Annotated in this window: 18 protein-coding genes; 8 read left to right on the top strand and 10 right to left on the bottom strand. The window is 61.5% G+C overall.

Annotated features, from left to right (window positions below; translation table 11 throughout):
- Positions 1 to 68: 68 nt before the first annotated feature.
- Positions 69 to 959, bottom strand: coding sequence for an oxygenase MpaB family protein (locus YH3_RS14285; RefSeq protein WP_223304557.1), 891 nt, complete (start codon positions 957 to 959; stop codon positions 69 to 71).
- A gap of 95 nt (positions 960 to 1,054) precedes the next feature.
- Between YH3_RS14285 and YH3_RS14280 the strand changes: the two genes are divergently transcribed.
- Complete coding sequence (locus YH3_RS14280) at positions 1,055 to 1,675, top strand: TetR/AcrR family transcriptional regulator (RefSeq protein WP_030536050.1); 621 nt, start codon at positions 1,055 to 1,057, stop codon at positions 1,673 to 1,675.
- 10 nt (positions 1,676 to 1,685) lie between these two features.
- Here YH3_RS14280 and YH3_RS14275 read toward each other — a convergent pair whose 3' ends face one another.
- Positions 1,686 to 2,378: a GntR family transcriptional regulator gene (locus tag YH3_RS14275; RefSeq protein ID WP_030536051.1), complete on the bottom strand. Its 693-nt coding sequence runs from the start codon at positions 2,376 to 2,378 to the stop codon at positions 1,686 to 1,688.
- A gap of 9 nt (positions 2,379 to 2,387) precedes the next feature.
- Entirely contained in the window at positions 2,388 to 3,530 is a 1,143-nt protein-coding gene (locus tag YH3_RS14270; RefSeq protein ID WP_030536052.1) for an acyl-CoA dehydrogenase family protein, read from the bottom strand.
- A gap of 127 nt (positions 3,531 to 3,657) precedes the next feature.
- Here YH3_RS14270 and YH3_RS14265 point away from each other — a divergent pair, with 127 nt between their 5' ends.
- Entirely contained in the window at positions 3,658 to 5,184 is a 1,527-nt protein-coding gene (locus tag YH3_RS14265; RefSeq protein WP_030536053.1) for an aldehyde dehydrogenase family protein, read from the top strand.
- A gap of 12 nt (positions 5,185 to 5,196) precedes the next feature.
- Here the strand turns inward: YH3_RS14265 and sfnG are convergent, their stop codons facing one another.
- Positions 5,197 to 6,321 (bottom strand): dimethylsulfone monooxygenase SfnG, encoded by a 1,125-nt coding sequence (sfnG, locus tag YH3_RS14260; protein ID WP_007730790.1) that lies wholly within the window; start codon positions 6,319 to 6,321, stop codon positions 5,197 to 5,199.
- Positions 6,322 to 6,419: 98 nt separating this feature from the next.
- Here sfnG and YH3_RS14255 point away from each other — a divergent pair, with 98 nt between their 5' ends.
- Positions 6,420 to 7,640 (top strand): SfnB family sulfur acquisition oxidoreductase, encoded by a 1,221-nt coding sequence (locus YH3_RS14255; RefSeq protein ID WP_064443616.1) that lies wholly within the window; start codon positions 6,420 to 6,422, stop codon positions 7,638 to 7,640.
- Between the two features lie 6 nt (positions 7,641 to 7,646).
- Here the strand turns inward: YH3_RS14255 and YH3_RS14250 are convergent, their stop codons facing one another.
- Positions 7,647 to 8,309 carry a TetR/AcrR family transcriptional regulator gene (locus tag YH3_RS14250; RefSeq protein ID WP_030536056.1) on the bottom strand — a complete coding sequence of 221 codons (663 nt, stop codon included), beginning with the start codon at positions 8,307 to 8,309 and terminating at the stop codon, positions 7,647 to 7,649.
- A gap of 119 nt (positions 8,310 to 8,428) precedes the next feature.
- Here YH3_RS14250 and YH3_RS14245 point away from each other — a divergent pair, with 119 nt between their 5' ends.
- Together YH3_RS14245 and YH3_RS14240 are read left to right on the top strand one after the other, a co-directional pair.
- Positions 8,429 to 9,823, top strand: coding sequence for an MFS transporter (locus YH3_RS14245; RefSeq protein WP_003942889.1), 1,395 nt, complete (start codon positions 8,429 to 8,431; stop codon positions 9,821 to 9,823).
- Positions 9,824 to 9,829: 6 nt separating this feature from the next.
- Positions 9,830 to 10,825 carry an ABC transporter substrate-binding protein gene (locus tag YH3_RS14240; protein ID WP_007730787.1) on the top strand — a complete coding sequence of 332 codons (996 nt, stop codon included), beginning with the start codon at positions 9,830 to 9,832 and terminating at the stop codon, positions 10,823 to 10,825.
- Here YH3_RS14240 and YH3_RS14235 read toward each other — a convergent pair.
- Positions 10,812 to 11,639 carry an AraC family transcriptional regulator gene (locus YH3_RS14235; RefSeq protein WP_030536057.1) on the bottom strand — a complete coding sequence of 276 codons (828 nt, stop codon included), beginning with the start codon at positions 11,637 to 11,639 and terminating at the stop codon, positions 10,812 to 10,814. The genes YH3_RS14240 and YH3_RS14235 overlap by 14 nt on opposite strands.
- A gap of 140 nt (positions 11,640 to 11,779) precedes the next feature.
- On the opposite strand from YH3_RS14235, the gene YH3_RS14230 reads away from it, so the two are divergent.
- Both YH3_RS14230 and YH3_RS14225 read left to right on the top strand, forming a co-directional pair.
- Positions 11,780 to 12,448, top strand: coding sequence for a DsbA family protein (locus YH3_RS14230; protein ID WP_007730785.1), 669 nt, complete (start codon positions 11,780 to 11,782; stop codon positions 12,446 to 12,448).
- A 146-nt stretch (positions 12,449 to 12,594) separates the two neighbouring features.
- Positions 12,595 to 13,026 (top strand): MarR family winged helix-turn-helix transcriptional regulator, encoded by a 432-nt coding sequence (locus YH3_RS14225; protein WP_003942924.1) that lies wholly within the window; start codon positions 12,595 to 12,597, stop codon positions 13,024 to 13,026.
- Positions 13,027 to 13,080: 54 nt separating this feature from the next.
- Here the strand turns inward: YH3_RS14225 and YH3_RS14220 are convergent, their stop codons facing one another.
- Both YH3_RS14220 and YH3_RS36680 read right to left on the bottom strand, forming a co-directional pair.
- The gene (locus tag YH3_RS14220; protein ID WP_047269408.1) at positions 13,081 to 13,773 is read right to left on the bottom strand and encodes an alpha/beta hydrolase; all 693 of its coding nucleotides are present in this window, start codon (positions 13,771 to 13,773) and stop codon (positions 13,081 to 13,083) included.
- Between the two features lie 190 nt (positions 13,774 to 13,963).
- The gene (locus YH3_RS36680) at positions 13,964 to 14,131 is read right to left on the bottom strand and encodes a hypothetical protein (RefSeq protein ID WP_225320434.1); all 168 of its coding nucleotides are present in this window, start codon (positions 14,129 to 14,131) and stop codon (positions 13,964 to 13,966) included.
- On the opposite strand from YH3_RS36680, the gene YH3_RS14215 reads away from it, so the two are divergent.
- Complete coding sequence (locus YH3_RS14215; protein WP_228402304.1) at positions 14,054 to 14,857, top strand: AraC family transcriptional regulator; 804 nt, start codon at positions 14,054 to 14,056, stop codon at positions 14,855 to 14,857. The two genes, YH3_RS36680 and YH3_RS14215, sit on opposite strands and share 78 nt — an antisense overlap.
- A 2-nt stretch (positions 14,858 to 14,859) precedes the next feature.
- Here the strand turns inward: YH3_RS14215 and YH3_RS14210 are convergent, their stop codons facing one another.
- Together YH3_RS14210 and YH3_RS14205 are read right to left on the bottom strand one after the other, a co-directional pair.
- Positions 14,860 to 15,588, bottom strand: a complete 729-nt coding sequence (locus YH3_RS14210; protein ID WP_030536059.1) for a YdcF family protein — start codon at positions 15,586 to 15,588, stop codon at positions 14,860 to 14,862.
- A gap of 55 nt (positions 15,589 to 15,643) precedes the next feature.
- A complete protein-coding gene (locus YH3_RS14205) occupies positions 15,644 to 16,171 on the bottom strand; it encodes a hypothetical protein (protein WP_047269406.1) in 528 nt (175 codons plus the stop codon).
- Between the last annotated feature and the right edge of the window lie 45 nt (positions 16,172 to 16,216).

The following is a 16,216-nucleotide window of genomic DNA, read 5'->3' as shown; positions in this document are numbered from 1 at the left end:
ACTTCAACTATGTCGAGTATGTGTCCGATTCACCTGTGGTGTCAATCACTTCAAGTGCCAGAGTCGGCTCAGACCAACGGGATTCCCTTGGCGATGCGCCGACGCAGATCCCAGAGATAGAAGTTGTAGGGAAACATCCGCAGAATCTTCGGACTGAACCGATTGACCAGCGCGGCGACGCGCATGGATCGGTCGAAGTTACGCTGCTGACGCACTGACCACGGGAGCCGCATTTCGTCACGAAAGGCTTGGGGCAGGAACCCGGTGGTGACAAATCGGTTGAGCGGACCGACCACGGGATGCAACAACTTCGGTGTGAAGGTCGCCGACGCGATCCCGTAGAGATGCTCACGAATCGTCTCGTCGATCGCCACCTTGTCGAGGTTCTCGTTCCAGTAGACCTCGAACGCATCCCGGTCCGCCGGCCACATGTCGCGTCGCATCTGAAGGGTTGTACCGAACGTGGCGCTGCGCTGATAGAACGCATCCCGGGTGACCGGATCGAGATCCCCGTACAAGATTTTGTAGACGTCCTCGAAGCCTCGGTACAGGCAGGCGGCTACCCACAACTGCAGTTCGGGATCGAACGCGTTGTATTCGACCGCGCTGTTCTCATCGGAGCGAACGTGCTTGTGAGAGCCGTTGACTGCGCGTCGGTACAGCTTCTTTTCTTCGTCCGTCGCCAGGCTTGCGACGGCGAGATACGTCAGCGTCGTCCGGGTTCGCTTCACCGGATGCCGATCCAACCGACCCGTCTCGACCTTGCTCTCATACACGCCGTAACCCACCGCCGGGCGCGCCAACTGCATGATGACGTTGGCGCCGGCTGCCAACAGTCCGAGCCCGGACATCGCCTTTTCAACCTCGGCGTCGATGTCGACCGCCTGGACGCCGACCGCTCCGATGCCGCCTGCCACCGCTTCCTCGCGCCCGCCCGTCGAATCCCTACTCACCGTCATGGCAGAACCCCTTCGAAGTCATATCTGCGAACGCATGTTCTCAGATGAGTGAAACGCTGAAATGCCGAGATGTCAAGCAATCTCAGGATGCAAAGATGGTCTTCATGAATGACCAACCGCGTTCGTACGGTGGCGTCGACGGCGCGCTCCGCGTAGCCCAACGACGGGGTGCGCTGATCGAGGCCGGTCTGGAACTCATGGGCTCCGCCGAGCCCGAACTGACGGTCCGCGGAGTGTGCAAGAAGGCCGGTGTCGCGGCGCGGTACTTCTACGAGAGCTTCACCGATCGTGATGCTCTGATGTCGGCCGTCTACGACACCGTCATCACGGACATCGCCGTTTCAACCCAGGCTGCAGTGGACGCCGCCGAGACCGAACGCGGCAAGGCGCTCGCTGGAATCGCGAATATCGTCCGCACTATCGCGAACGATCCCCGTCGCGGACGTCTACTGTTCTCCAGCGCCCTGACGAGCCCTGTCCTGGCCGAGAAGCGCCAAGCGTCGACGACGATATTCATCGGTCTCCTGGCCGCCAACGCGAAGACCTTCTACCGATTGAACGACAGCGGTCATCTGACCCTGACGGCCACGTTCCTGGTCGGCGGCCTGGCGCAGACCCTCAGTGCATGGCTCGACGGGTACATCGACGTGACGGAAGAAGAACTGGTCGCCGAATGTGCGGCGATCCTGCTCGCACCCGCCCTGCCGCCGTCTTGAGCTCCTGCATTCAGTCCCAGATCCCGATGTTGTCGAGGTGAGCGAGAAGTCGAGCAGCGCCGTCGGAGAACTGCAGACTCATCTGCGCGTCCACCTGTTCTCGATCGTGCTTCTCGAACGCCGCGATCAAAGCATCGTGGCTCGATACCGCAAGCTCACCCCAGCCTGGATCCGTCGCGTAGAGACGAGCAGGGGTGTACCGAATCGCGCCGAACAGGAACCATGCCAACTTCGCACCACCCGCAGCGCGATTGATCAGGCGATGGAACTCGAATTCGCACTGCTCGATCGCAGCTGCATCCGAAGCGTCGACCGCCGCTCGCAAATCGGCATTGAGTTCCGCGAGTTCCGCGAGTTGATCAGCGGTGATGTTGTCCATCGCCCGCAACGCCAGCTTGACCGCGATCTGCCCCTGCAACCAGAAGATGTCTTCGATGTCCTGGCGACTGAGGGGCGAGACGAGATAGCCGCGATGCGGAACCAACTCGACCATCCCCTCGCCGCGTAATGCGACGAGGGCTTCTCGCACCGGCGTGACGCTGACCCCGAGGTCGGCCGCGGTTTCGTCCAGCCTGACGAACTCGCCCGGACGGACCGAGCCGGACATGATCAGGTTGCGAACGTGGTTGGCCACGTCCTCCGACAACTGTGGCCGTCTCCTCAGCTCAGATGTCGCTCTCCGAGTGCGTGCAGACGTTGCCACAACCGATCCTCACAGTCCGTACGTTTTGCCGATGATGTCTCGCTGAATCTCGTTGGTACCACCATAAATGGAGGACACAAGAGTCTTTCGCACATGGTGCTCCATGTCGAACTCAGTCGCGTAACCGTACCCACCCATCATCTGCATCCCCTCGAGCGCGACCTTCTTGGCGGTCTCGGTCAGCTTGAGCTTGGCCATCGACGCTTCCCGCGGGAACATCTTGGTCGGGTTGGCGTCGACCATCCTGGCCACGCTGTAGACCAGCAGACGGCCGCATTCGATCTCCGTGGCGAGATCCGCGATCCGATGGCGAAGCGCCTGAAACGATCCGACCGGACGGCCGAACTGCTTACGCGTGGTTACGAATTCGAGGGTGTCGTCGAAAGCGCGCTGCGCGGTCCCGAGCATCATCGCCGCGAGGATGAGGCGTTCTATGTTGAGTCCGGCCATGAGTTGACGCCAGCCGTTGCCTACTTCCCCAACCACCGCGTCCTCGGGCAGAAATGTGTCGGTGAAGTAGAGATCGTTGACCTCCTTGCCGCCCATGGTGTCGATTCCACTGATCTTCAATCCGGAGATGTCGGCCGGGACATGGAACATCGTCAGGCCCTCATGCTTGCCTTCACCTCGGGATGTGCGAGCCACCAGAAGGACGTTCTCGGCGAAGTGCGCGTTGGAACACCACGTCTTCTGGCCGTTGATCAGCCACCCACCGTCGACCTTCTCGGCGCGGCAACTCAGATTTCCCACGTCGGAGCCCGCTTCGGGTTCGGACATCGAGATCGACTGAGACGCGCCACGGACGATCCCGCCGAGCACTGCCTCCTTCTGGGCCGGACTGCCGAACTTCTCGTATGCAGCCCCGGTGATGACGGTCGGGCCGAGTCCACCGATCGGCGCCATGCCCTTGGCGGCTTCCTCCAGAAAGATGCACAGGTCGACCGTGCTTCCGGCGGATCCGCCGTATTCCTCCGGGACAGTCAGCCCGAGCCATCCCAATTCCGCCATCTTCTCGTAGAACGCCTGGTTGTGGTTATGGGCGCCATGATCGGTCAGCAGGTCTCGCTGCTCACGGGTACCACTTTCCTTCTTGCAGAACGACGCTACCGACTTGGCGAAATCAGACTGCTCCTGCGTGAAATCCATGTACATCGAAAACTCCCGAGTGAGATGAGGCTGGAGGCTTGTCGGAGCTCGGTCCGACGCATACTGTGACTACCAGCACAGTAAATCACATCACATATATGTGATGCACCGACATGTGGAGGATCTGAAGAACATGACAGAACAGCTCGGCCGCCAGAGCACGTCCACGTCGACAGATCCGAGATCGGACGATCACACTTTCGCGAGCCTCGACCCTCGCAATGATTCCGTGGTCGCGCAGCACCCCATTGCAGACCAGCAGGAGATCGAGAAAGCGGTCGCCGCAGCACGCACGGCGTCGAAGTGGTGGGATCAACTCGGATTCCAAGGCCGCCGGAAGGTGCTCGGCAATTTCCGCGCCGCGATCGCCACTCACGCCGAATCGATGGCGGCGATCATTTCCGCCGAGACCGGAAAACCCAGCGACGACGCACTACTCGAAGTCATGCTGGCCGTCGAACATCTCGACTGGGCGGCACGCAACGCACAGAAAGTGTTACGCCGCAGACGCGTCGGTGCAGGACTGATCAGCGCCAACCAGTCTGCATCCGTTGGCTACCGGCCGATGGGCGTCGTCGGCGTGATCGGCCCCTGGAACTATCCGCTGTACACACCGATGGGGTCGATCGGCTACGCACTGGCCGCCGGTAACGCCGTCGTGTTCAAACCGAGCGAACTCTCACCAGGCGTCGGCGTCGAATTGGCCCGGCTGTGGGACATCGCGACACCCGGACACCCTGTCCTGCAGACCATTACCGGCGACGGCAAAACCGGAGCACTTCTGTGTTCGTCCGGCGTCGACAAGATCGCATTCACCGGTTCGACCGCTACCGCAAAGCGCGTAATGGCCGCCTGCGCGGACACCCTCACTCCCCTGGTCGCCGAATGCGGTGGCAAGGACGCCATGCTGGTGGACTCCGATGCCAACCTCGATGCGGCCGTGAGCTTCGCGGCATTCGGGGCAGTGGGCAACGGCGGACAAACCTGTGCCGGCGTCGAACGAATCTACGTCGCAGCGCCCGTGTACGACGCCTTCCTGTCCAAGCTCACCGCCGCGCTACGAGACGCCCACGCCGGCGCCACCGACAGCTCGACCTACGGGCCGATGACGCTGGGAAAGCAGACTGGGATAGTCCGGGGCCAGATCGAAGACGCTCTCAGTCGCGGCGCGAAAGCTGTACTCGGCGGACTTGATTCGTTCAACGGTCCGTTCATCGATCCGATCATCCTGACGGATGTTCCGGAGGATTCCACGGCGATCACCGAGGAGACGTTCGGGCCGAGCGTCGTGGTGAACAAGGTCTCCGACATGAACGAGGGGATCGAACGCGCCAATGCGTCGAAGTACGGCTTGGGCGCCTCGGTGTTCACCAAGAGTTCGTCGAAGGGCCGAGCGATTGCCGAAAAGCTCGAATGCGGTGTCGTCACGGTTAATTCGGTTCTCGGTTTCGCCGGAATCGCCGCCCTGCCGTTCGGCGGGGTCGGCGATTCCGGATTCGGCCGTATCCACGGAGCCGATGGGCTGCGTGAGTTCAGCAGTGTGAAATCACTGGCCGTTCAGAAGTTCAGCGCTCCACTGGACCTGCTGACCATCGAGCGAAAAGCCAGGGACATGAAGATCTCACGTTGGATGCTGGCGAAACGCCACGCGAAGTCCTGAGAGATCAGGCGATCAGCCGGCGGTGACGAGCACCTGCTCGTCGCTGTCGGCTGCTTCGAGTTCACGAACCAGCGGAAGCACCTTGGCCCCGAAGTATTCGATCTCCTCCTGGAAATGCAGGAATCCGCCGAGAATCAGATCGACACCGCGACGGCGATATTCGACGATCCGATGCGCGATTTGTTCCGGCGTGCCGATCAGTTGCGAGCGGAAACCGTCGTTGTACTGAACCAAGTCCTCGAACGTCGAATCCGCCCACATCCCGTCCTTGGACGCGGTCGATGCGCCGGCCTGTTGGACTGCATTCTTGAATCCCTCGACCGCAGGGCGGTTGGCCTTGGCGATGATCTCGCGCAGTGTGTCCTTTGCTTCCGCCTCGGTGTCGCGGGCGATGATGAATCCGTTGAGCCCGAACTTGACCTCCCGATCGTTCTCACGAGCAACACGGCGAACGTCGACCAACTGTTCGGTGACGCCGTCGTAGTCCTTGCCGTTACTGAAGTACCAATCCGAATACCGGCCCGCGTTCTCACGGGCTGCCGCCGAGTTACCACCTTGGAACAGTTCGGGATTGGGGCGCTCCGGAGTGTTGAGAGGCTTCGGCTTCAACGTGAAGTCGTGGATGCGGTAGAAGTCGCCGCGGAAATCGACGTCGTCCTCCGTCCAGATCTTCCGAAGAACCTGAAGGAACTCGGCGCTACGCCGATAACGCTCGTCGTGCTCGAGCCACGGCTCGCCTAGATGTGTGAACTCGTCCTTGAACCAACCACTGACGACGTTGACGGCAAAACGACCGTTCGACAAGTGATCGGCGGTAGCGCCCAGTTTCGCCAACACGGCCGGCTGCCAGAGTCCCGGATGCACCGCGGCGATCACCTTGAGCTTCTCAGTGGCCAGGAGAAGCGCAAGGCTGAAGCTCGTGGATTCGTGCTGGAATTCGGCCCCGTAGCTCGCCTCGTAACGTACCTGACTCAGGGCGTACTCGAAGCCGTTGTTCTCGGCGGTCTGCGCCAGCTTCTTGTTGTACTCGTAGTCCCAGCTGGTCCGCTGCTCGATGTCGGAGGTGACCAGACCACCACTGACATTGGGCACCCAGTAGGCGAACTTGATCTCGTCGGCGATACGTTCAGTAGACATGAAACCCAGCAAACATGCAGTTCCCAGTGGTTTCCAGGGTAGCGATCACACAGGTTGTAAGTGTTGGGTGGGTGCTGCGACTGTGAAACGGTGGCAGCATGACTGCTGTGGACATTCAGGAGATCGCGCACCGCATCACCAGCGAGGACGAGGCGCTCTCGGTGGCGTCACAGCTGTCCGACGAGTTCGCGGCAGGTGCCGGAGTCCGCGATGCGCAGCGCCACCTTCCCCACGACGAGGTTCGCACCCTGGCGCGGTCCGGCTTGCTCGGACTCTCGGTGCCGAAGGAGTTCGGTGGCATCGACGCAAGCACCGAGACGTTGGCCGAGGTCTTCCGCCTACTCGCCGAGGGCGATCCCAGCATCGCGCAGATTCCGCACAGCCACTTCACTTTCCTGGAAGCGCTCCGGTACCAGGGGTCTAACGAGCAGAAGCAGTTCTTCTACGCCGAAGCATTGTCGGGCAAGCAGTTCGCCAACGCCCAGAGCGAGCGCGGCAACCAGACCATCGACATCGACGGCACCACTCTCACCCCCGACGGGGAAGACTTTGTGCTCGAAGGTCGAAAATTCTATTGCACCGGAGCGCTTTTCGCAGATTGGATCGTGGTGCGTGCCGCCAATGCGGATCAATTCACCGAGACCGGCGCACAGGTGAAGTCCGCGGTCTACCTACCCCGGAATACTCCCGGACTGTCGATCGTCGACGACTGGGACGGCATGGGACAGAAGACAACTGCAAGCGGAACCGTGACCCTGGAATCCGTTTCGGTACCGCAGTTCAATGTCGTACCCTTCACGTCGCTCTTCACTCACCCGACCACCTACGGAGCACAGGCCCAGATCCTGCACGCCGCGATCGACACCGGCATCGCGTCGGCTGCACTGCGTGAATCCGTGAAACTCGCGGCAAAGGCGCGTCCCTTCTTCGAGGCGAAAGTCGATACAGCGGTGGAGGATCCACTGCTCGTTCAACTCGCCGGCGAAGCGGCAATCGAGGTTCGCGCTGCCAGATCCCTCTTGGCGGAAGCAGCGCGATCGATCGACGTGGCGCGTCGTGATCCCACCGAGGACTCCACGGCCCGAGCATCCATCGACGCTGCAACTGCCAAAGTGGTCGGCGCCAGGGCGTCATTGGCGGCCACGAGCACGCTGTTCGAGATCGGTGGCACCAGAAGCGCAGGCGAATCGGCGAACCTCTCGCGGTTCTGGCGTGACGCGCGCACGCACACCCTGCACGATCCGACGAGGTGGAAGGTCCAGCACATCGGCCGGTGGACACTGTCCGGGACAATCCCACCGCGGCACGGGCTGCTGTGAACACACTCAGTCGGAGTTCATATATCCGCTGATCAAGACTTCCAGTCCTTCCAAGTAGCTCTCAGTCGTCGTCCCTCCAGGCCAGTCCTCGAGCACCTCACTGAGCACCGGCAGTTTCTCGGGCCCGATTTCTCGGATCTTGACCGCGAGAGGTGACACGCTGCCTTCCGGTCGCGTAGTGGTGTCGTAGATGTTGAGCAATGCGCCGAGTGTGTAGTTCCACAGCGCTCGATAGACCAACAGTGCGCGACGAGGTGACGTACCGAGTTCGACACACGCAGCCATCGCCCGATCGACCAAGACCACAGCGCCGCTCCCACCACGGCCACCGCGCTGAAGCAACTCAATGATCCAGCGCTCCGACGCCAGCTTTTCGAAGATCGCGGTGAAGATCGTGCGAAGCCGTTCGACCTGATCCTGCGGCAGGACCAGCGCGCCGAGATCTTGTGAGTACACATCGAGCACCGCGCTGATCAGCTGTTCCTTGTCGCCCACGTGCCGGTACAGCGCCATCGGCGTGGTGCCGAGCGACTTCGCCAACGCTCGCATGCTCAACGCGTCGGCGCCGCCGGTCTGTAGCTGCCGTTTCGCCTCGTCGACTATCTGCTCCGACGTGATCGTCGGGGGACGTCCGAGCCGCGGTGATCTCGGTTCCATCTTTTCGGCCATCCGTCGATTGTGCGCGCCCCTGCTACGACGCTCTCGCCCGGGGAACCCCTTGCATCTCAGTCGCCAGCAAGGTAAACCTAACTACTTATGAGAACGCGTATACAAATTAGGTACCTGCAATGACAACAACAACTCGAGCGGTAGCCGCACCGGCTCTGGTCCTCACAGCCGCCGCGGCAGCGCAGTTCCTGGTGGCCTTCGACATGTCGGTCATCAACGTCGCACTGCCCGACATTCAGGAATCGCTGAACTTTTCCGACGCCGGGTTGTCCTGGGTCGTCAACGCGTACGCCCTCGCCTTCGGCGGACTGCTGCTTCTCGGCGGTCGTCTGTGCGACGTGATGGGCACTCGTCGAGTTCTGGTTTCCGGGCTTCTGCTGTTCGCCCTCGTCAGCATCGTCGGCACCTTCTCCGTGTCCGCCGAAATGCTTGTCGGAGCTCGGGCGCTTCAAGGCGTCGGCGCTGCACTGATCGCGCCGGCCGGGCTCGCCGCACTCAGTCAGGCCTTTCCCACCGGACGCGCCAGGGCCAAGGCATTCGGCATCGGCGCAATGTCGTCAGCACTGGGCGGCGCACTCGGTGTCGTCCTGAGCGGCATTTTGACCGAAGGGCTCAGTTGGCGATGGGTGATGTTCGCCGGCGCACCAGTGGCCCTGATCGCCGCAGTTGCCGGTGCCCGTGGCCTGCCGGCCGGCCAAGCCGCCAGAGGCGGCTCCCTCGATCTCCCCGGAGCCATCTTGGCGACGGCCGGAATCACCGCCCTTGTCGGCACAGTGATCGCCACGGAATCACATTCCTGGACTTCAGGTTACGTGCTGGGTGGATTCGCGCTCACGATCGCGCTGCTCACTGCTTTCGTTGTGGTCGAAAGCCGCTGCGCCACACCACTGGTACGACTGTCCACCCTGCTTCGACCCCGAATCGGACTGGCCAACGCCATCATGTGCCTGGTGTGCGCGGCACAGTTCAGCGCGTTCTTCTTCGTCTCACTCTTCCTGCAACGCGGGCTGGGCTATTCACCGACCACCACCGGTCTGGCTTTCCTGCCCTTCTGCTTCGGCCTGGTGATCGGCATCCTCGCGTCCACCAAACTCCTTCCGCGCTACGGAGTTCGACCGCTGCTCGTAGTCGGGACAGCAGTCGCCGCAATCGGAACTTTCATGTTTTCGACCATGAACCTCGACAGTCCCTTCTGGGCCGTCATCCTGGTGCCTTCGCTTCTGGCGAGCATCGGCATCGGTCTGTCGTTCATGCCGCTCAGTAACGTCGCCACCGCCGACGCTCCCCCCGAAGAAGTCGGCATGGCATCCGGGCTACTGAGTACATCGCGTCAGATCGGCGGTTCACTCGGACTAGCCGTTCTCGTGAGCGTCGCCGCTTCCTCGACGGCACGTTCGGACAGCGCGCCGACCGAAGCACTGGTTTCCGGATACTCCCAGGCCCTCTTCGTCTGCTCCGGCCTACTGCTGGCCGGTACCCTCCTGTCCTTCTTCTTCCCACGAATGGATCGTTGACCTCAGATGTTCACCACCCGAACCGCATTCGGCATCGTCTCGGCGCTTCTCCTGACCGTCGCCGGCGCAAGCGCGTGCAGCAGCTCCGCCGAGTCCGACACCGCCTCTGCAACTCGCTCCGTCACCCACGAACTCGGCACCGTCGAAGTTCCGGCCTCACCGCAGCGCATTCTCGCGCTCGACGAGTACGCGGGGTTGAGTGCACTCGCACTCGGCGTGAAGCCCACCGTCGTCTACAGCACCCTGCGATCGGACGTCGCCAAGTCGATTCTGCGCGAGCAGGGCGTCGAAGTTCTCGACAAGCCGACTTTCTTCGCCAACCCCGCCGTCGAGGAGATCGCGTCCGTCGAACCCGACGAGATCTTGATGAGCAATGCCGGTCCACTACCGAGCCTGTTCGCGCAGATCAATTCCGTGGCGCCAACCTTGGTCCTCCCGTACTCGGCGCCGTGGCGTGATGTGCTCGAACACGCTGGGGCACAGCTCGATCGAGGCAGCGAAGCTACCGCCATGATCGGAAAGCTGGAATCCGGCCTCGAAGGCGTCAAGTCCGCGGCTGCCGGCCAGAGCCTTGCGATCCTTCTCGGCTACAGCGGAAACCTGTTCACCGTGCCACCGACCACTCCCATCTCCACACTGGTCACCGAGGCCGGATTCACCAGGCCGGCATCGGAAGTCAACGCGACCAACAATCAAGACACCGGCACGATTTCCCCCGTCTCGCCGGAACTCCTACCCGAGCATGCGGCGCAGACCGTCGCCGTACTTTCCGGGCAGCAGTACGACGCATCCATCGTGCGAAACACTCCACTGTTCGACAACCTGACACCCGATCCGGCGCACGCTCTGGACGTCAGCGGTGATCTCTGGTTCGGCAGCCATCCTTTTGCCATCTACTGGATCATCCAGGATCTGGACGGCATCGCACATGGCAAGGGGCAGAACAGTATCGGAACCCTCGACAGCGCCGACGCGCGATGGGCGGCATTCAGCGCGCTCTGACGTCCTGACGGAAGGTCAGCGGAGAAACACCCACCCGGGTGGCGAAGAACTTCGTGAAGTTCGCAGAATCGTCGAACCCCAACTTCGACGCCACCTGGGTGACCGTGTCCGTGCCGAAAGACAGCAGACGTTTCGCTTCGAGAACCACACGCTGATCGATGTACTGCTTTGCCGTCATCCCGGCAGCGGCTCGGGTGGCCCGCAGCACAGTCTTCTCGGAGTACCCGATCTTGTTGGCGTACTCCGAAACCGAACGGACCGTGGCGAAGTCACGTTCGACAACGGCATGAAACCTTTCGAACACGTCATTGTGCGCCAGCACGGAACTCTGTTCCTGTCCACCGAGATGGGTCAGTTTCAACAGAATTGCTGTCAGCGTGTGCCGCAGAATGGCCGCGCGAACGACCGGCGCGGAAGTATCCGGGCAGCCGTAGTTCAGGTTCAGGTGTTTCATACCCGTGCTGATGGTCTCGAGGTTCTCGCCGGACAACTGCCACGCTGCCTGCCGACTGCGGGCGTTCCCGTCCAACAACTGCTGGCTGACGGCATCGAGCGACGAGGGCGTGAACAGAACAACCGTCGCCTCGAAGTCCTGGATTCGCCCCCACTGTTGCACCTGCCCCGGTCTGACCCAGAACACGGTCCCCGGGCTCACCGCGTAGTTCACGAAGTCGATGGTGTGTAGCGCCGAGCCCTCGGTCACCAGCGCGAGCAAGTGAAATTGCGGACGTTGGGGGCCGACGAACTCTGCGCTTCCCCCGTTGATGCGAATGGTGTCCAGGCTGAGTACTTCGATCTCGGTCGCGTCAGCCACCGACGATGCGTACCCGACGTCCCGGACGGGTACTTGTCTGTTTTTCACTAGTTCGGGACTCATCTTCACCGTGACCGAATACCCGAATGCGACATATCGTCAGGGTATCAATCAGTTCACGCTCGGATAGGAATCTTCCAGTGCAGACATCACGCTCGGAAACAGCAGGCAAGACGCAACTCACCTACGTCTTCGACGCCTATTGCGGGTGGTGTTTCGGCTTCGGCCCTGCGTTGACGGAGTTCGTCCGTCAAAATGCCGATTCCATCGACTTGTCCGTGGTCAGCGGCGGACTGTTCACCGGTGAGCGCGTCGCGCCCATGTCTTCGGCTCCGTACCTGAAATCAGCCAACGCGACCATCGCCGCCCAGACCGGCGCTGTCTTCGGTGACGGATATTCACAACTGGTGACTGATGGGCGGTTCGTCATGGATTCGACGGATGCAGCGATCGGACTCGCCGCACTGCGCGCGCAAGATCCGACACGCGCCCTCGACATCGCGGAGGCCATGCAGATCGCGTTCTACCGAGACGGTCGCAGCCTTTCCGATCCCGAGACGTACCGATCCATCGCGGAATCCCTCCAACTCGACCCATCTGCCGCGGTGTCTTCCCTGTTCACCGCCGCCTCGAAGGATGCCGCCCGCGCTGATTTCGTCCGAGCACGCAGGCTCGGCGCCACTTCGTTTCCGACGCTGTTGTTCCACGGGAGCGACGGGTCCGTCGTGAAATTCGGTTCTCCGACCAGTACCGCGGCCGATCTCACCCGCGACCTGAACACGTGCGTGCGGGCGTATGCGGTGGCTTGACCCACCCACCTTGCGAGCGAAAGGTACGCCCGGCGCCTTCAGTACGCCGAACGTACCTTTCGCTCAGCGTGACTTCACCCAAATCACTTCGGCCCCCCTTCTGGTTTGATGAACACCGAACGAATCGCACCAAAGGGGAAACGACAGTGGTTTCAGATCCGATCACGGGCCTGGAGATGGAACTTGCCGACATGTGGCAACGAGGACGCGCCCAGGCGCGCACCTATGCGCGCGCAATTCATCCCAAACTCGATCCGGCGCTCTACCCGGTTCTGGTCATCCTGAACCGTTCGGATGCGGTGCGGATGTCCGACCTGATCTGCACCCTCGATATCGAGAAGTCCACCTTGACCCGGCAAATCGACGCCGCAGCTCGACTCGGTCTGGTGGAACGAATCCCCGATCCCGACGACGCTCGCGCCAAGTTGGTAGCTCTGACCCCTGAGGCGCGAACGAAGCTCACGACCATCCGCAATCACCAGATAGATCGCTGGCGCGCCCGACTCGCGAAATGGGATACGGACGACATCACCACGCTGACAGCGCTGCTTCACCGACTGGGCAGTTCCGAGGACTGACGACAAAGTAATCGTGATGGGCAGCCCACTCGAACAGCCGGACGATTTACGCCGTCACGACAATTCTGCAGCAGCACGCAGAATCAACTGGGTGACCTCGTGCGGGTGGGACGCCAAGGATGCATGGCCTGCGTCGAGTTCCTCGATCTCGCGGGCACCGATACGCTCTGCCATCCATCGCTCGGTTTCCGGCGGAATCATTCGGTCCTGCCCTGAAACCTGATACCAACTGGGCTTCCCACGCCATGCCGGCGGCCCTGACGGGTCCGAGAAGCACTGACCCGCAATGGGTTTCTGCGTCAGCGCCATGACCAATGCTTCGGTGTCGTCGAGATCCTGACTGAAACTCTCCTGAAACTTGTCCGGGGCGATCCACAAGAAGCCCTCGGCGTCCGGCGCGATGTTCGCCGCGCCCGCCGGCTGATCCGTGCGGGCGAAGATACTTCCCAGGCTGTCACCCTCGTCCGGCGCAAAGGCAGCGATATATACCAGTCCCACAACGTTTTCCGCATGACCCGCGCCTGTGATCACCGCGCCGCCGTACGAGTGTCCGACCAGCAGGGTCGGGCCGTCCATCGATTCGGCCAACTTCCTGGTCCGGTCCACGTCGTCGGCGAGCGAAGTAAGTGGATTCTGGACCGCAACCACTCGATGCCCGGCGTTGTGCAGGGTGGGTATGACGTGACGCCAATGAGAACCGTCTCCCCAGGCTCCATGCACCAGAACGATGTTTACCTTCTCTGCCATGACCAACTCCTCCAGATACGCAGTGCGACGAATACTCCGACGATCGGCAAGCCTTCGAAACCCAGACCTTGCCTGTTACCCACGTTAAGGGGATCCTGGATCAATAACCATGACCAGATTGCCAAGTTTTTGTGCAGAAACGCCGAATGCTCGAGACCATCGGAGTGATCGATCCATGAGGACAACATCATCACAGCGGTACGTACCCACCACCGACGAGACTCGAACCCGGGACACCCTCTCGCACGTTCTCGAAGTCGTCCACCTTCGCGGTGATCAGATTCATCGCTGCGTCCACGGCGAGAACTTCACCGTGGAGGTACCCACTGGGGTGCGAGCACTTCACATTGCCGAGCACGGTGACATCGTGATCAGAACGCAGGGCAAAGCCCCGATCGAACTCGGCCCCGGGGAACTCGTACTGTTACCCCATGGGCATGCTCATACGATCGAGAATGCGATGCCGATGCACCCGAAAAACGAAACATGTTGGCTTTTCGGTACTTTCACACTCGACGACGTCGCAGCGCAGCGACTGCTGTCCGTTCTGCCGGACTTCGTCGAACTGCGCGCGACACAAGGGACCCCGGTCGAGTGGCTCGATGTGAGCAGCCGACTGTTGGGCGCCGAGGTGGACGATCCGAAACCTGGTTCCTCCGTGATGGTTTCCCGGATTCTCGACCTTCTCTTCGTCCAGATCCTCAGAGCGTGGGCTCGAGCGGACGGATCGAACGGCGGATGGTTGACCGCAGCAATGGATCCACGAATCGGGCAGGCCCTCGAGGCCGTCCACAACGACCCGTCACGCAACTGGACCATCGACGAACTGGCGACGCTGTCCACCCTGTCGAGATCGTCTTTTGCGGAGCGCTTCTCGCGACTGGTCGGCCAGACGCCCGGCGCTTACATCACCGAGCGCCGACTCGACCGTGCCGCCGAACTACTCGTGCAAACCACCGAGCCGGTCGGAACCATTGCGATAACTGTCGGCTACGAATCCGATGCCGCGTTCAGCCGCGCCTTCCGTCGACGATTCGACGCCTCGCCGTTGAACTGGCGAAAGTCCAACTCCCACAATCACTGACGTCAGGTCGCAGCGATTACACCTGCGACCGGGATCCGGCCGAGAACTGCAACGCGGAAGTCCACCATCGCGCGCTCCACGTGATTGGCGCTCGAGACCACAACCACGCCGGTCGCGCCTCGATCGGCGAGAATCCGCGCAGAGTTGATCGCATTCTCGACTGTCGACCACGAAGTTCCCTCTTCGGTGATCCGGCCCGGGTTGACGCCGTTGGCAACGAGCCATTCGCGCATCGCCCTGGCTTCCGTTACTCCGGCCTTCGGAGCCCCACCGCTTGTGATGATCGGAGACTGCGGGTACTGACGGGCCAGCTGGAGCGCCGCCTGAAGCCGGTCGACCAACATCGGACGCATCGTGCCGTCGTCGAAGAGGCCGGCACCCAAGACGACGATGTTCGTGCCCACGGGGTTGAGGTCGAGCAGCACGGGCGACTGGCGTGTCAGCGTCTCAGCACTCGTGCACGCAAGAATGAGAGACCGCACCGGTGTTTGGCAGCCGCCCACCGTCGACAGGATGCCGTTGACGACCGTCGTCGGAGTGATGTCGGCACTCGCTGTCGCCGGCGACAATCCCACTCCGGCTGCGGCGATTACCGAAGCAGCAATCAATCCCTTCGTCAGAGACCTACGAACATTTGCCATGTAGCCGAACCCCCAGATTGTCGATTGTCCAGCCCACGGTAACGAACATTTCGTCGCGATTGCATCATTTGACTCAAATTTACTGTTCACTGACCGTCACACAGATTAAACATAAATATTGGGCAACAATTCGGGTTCGAAACCGTCATCTACCAGCATCTCGAATCGACGCGCCTGCCGCGTTACCGATCTGAGCTGCAGCATCCCCGAGCAGGCCGGCGACACTGAACGGCAACAATTCGTTGTTGCAGATCACGATGTTGCATCCGGGTGTTCCTGCTCGCCCCGTCCCGACCATCGTGTCGAAGATCAATTCGGGGTTCGCGAAGCCGACGAGCTGTGACGGATCGTCGATGAGCGGACCACCCGACCCATGCACGGGAGGCTCGACGTACGGCGGCGGTGGAACGTCCACGATCGAAGCGACGACAAGCCGCAAGAACTCCTGGAGATAGAGATCCCGAGGCGCGTTCTGCCACACCGGATGCGAAACATACTTGCTCACCGGCGCATTCACGGAGTAGAAGTCCTCGCCCGCGTTCACCCAGGTCAAGAAGCCGTACCCCCCATTGGACGGAGAGGGCGCGGACAACTCGTCGAGGTAGGCGGAGCCGATCAACGTCTGATCACGCCACGCGCCTCGTTGCACCATCAGCTGACCCAGTCTGGCCATGTCTCCCGGCCGGATTGCCAATCCGAGAATCAGACACGTTCACAG

The sequence above is a fragment of the Rhodococcus sp. YH3-3 genome (assembly GCF_001653035.1).
Lineage (GTDB): Bacteria > Actinomycetota > Actinomycetes > Mycobacteriales > Mycobacteriaceae > Rhodococcus_F > Rhodococcus_F qingshengii.
The sequence above is the reverse complement of the archived record's forward strand: the minus strand, read 5'-3'. Positions and strand labels throughout refer to the sequence as shown.

What these genes read in the sequence shown, in the direction of transcription:
- YH3_RS14285 (WP_223304557.1), bottom strand. Translation starts at nt 959, where the DNA reads ATGACGGTGAGTAGGGATTCGACGGGCGGGCGCGAGGAAGCGGTGGCA.
- YH3_RS14280 (WP_030536050.1), top strand. Translation starts at nt 1,055, where the DNA reads ATGGTCTTCATGAATGACCAACCGCGTTCGTACGGTGGCGTCGACGGC.
- YH3_RS14270 (WP_030536052.1), bottom strand. Translation starts at nt 3,530, where the DNA reads ATGTACATGGATTTCACGCAGGAGCAGTCTGATTTCGCCAAGTCGGTA.
- YH3_RS14265 (WP_030536053.1), top strand. Translation starts at nt 3,658, where the DNA reads ATGACAGAACAGCTCGGCCGCCAGAGCACGTCCACGTCGACAGATCCG.
- sfnG (WP_007730790.1), bottom strand. Translation starts at nt 6,321, where the DNA reads ATGTCTACTGAACGTATCGCCGACGAGATCAAGTTCGCCTACTGGGTG.
- YH3_RS14255 (WP_064443616.1), top strand. Translation starts at nt 6,420, where the DNA reads ATGACTGCTGTGGACATTCAGGAGATCGCGCACCGCATCACCAGCGAG.
- YH3_RS14250 (WP_030536056.1), bottom strand. Translation starts at nt 8,309, where the DNA reads ATGGCCGAAAAGATGGAACCGAGATCACCGCGGCTCGGACGTCCCCCG.
- YH3_RS14245 (WP_003942889.1), top strand. Translation starts at nt 8,429, where the DNA reads ATGACAACAACAACTCGAGCGGTAGCCGCACCGGCTCTGGTCCTCACA.
- YH3_RS14240 (WP_007730787.1), top strand. Translation starts at nt 9,830, where the DNA reads ATGTTCACCACCCGAACCGCATTCGGCATCGTCTCGGCGCTTCTCCTG.
- YH3_RS14220 (WP_047269408.1), bottom strand. Translation starts at nt 13,773, where the DNA reads ATGGCAGAGAAGGTAAACATCGTTCTGGTGCATGGAGCCTGGGGAGAC.
- YH3_RS14205 (WP_047269406.1), bottom strand. Translation starts at nt 16,171, where the DNA reads ATGGCCAGACTGGGTCAGCTGATGGTGCAACGAGGCGCGTGGCGTGAT.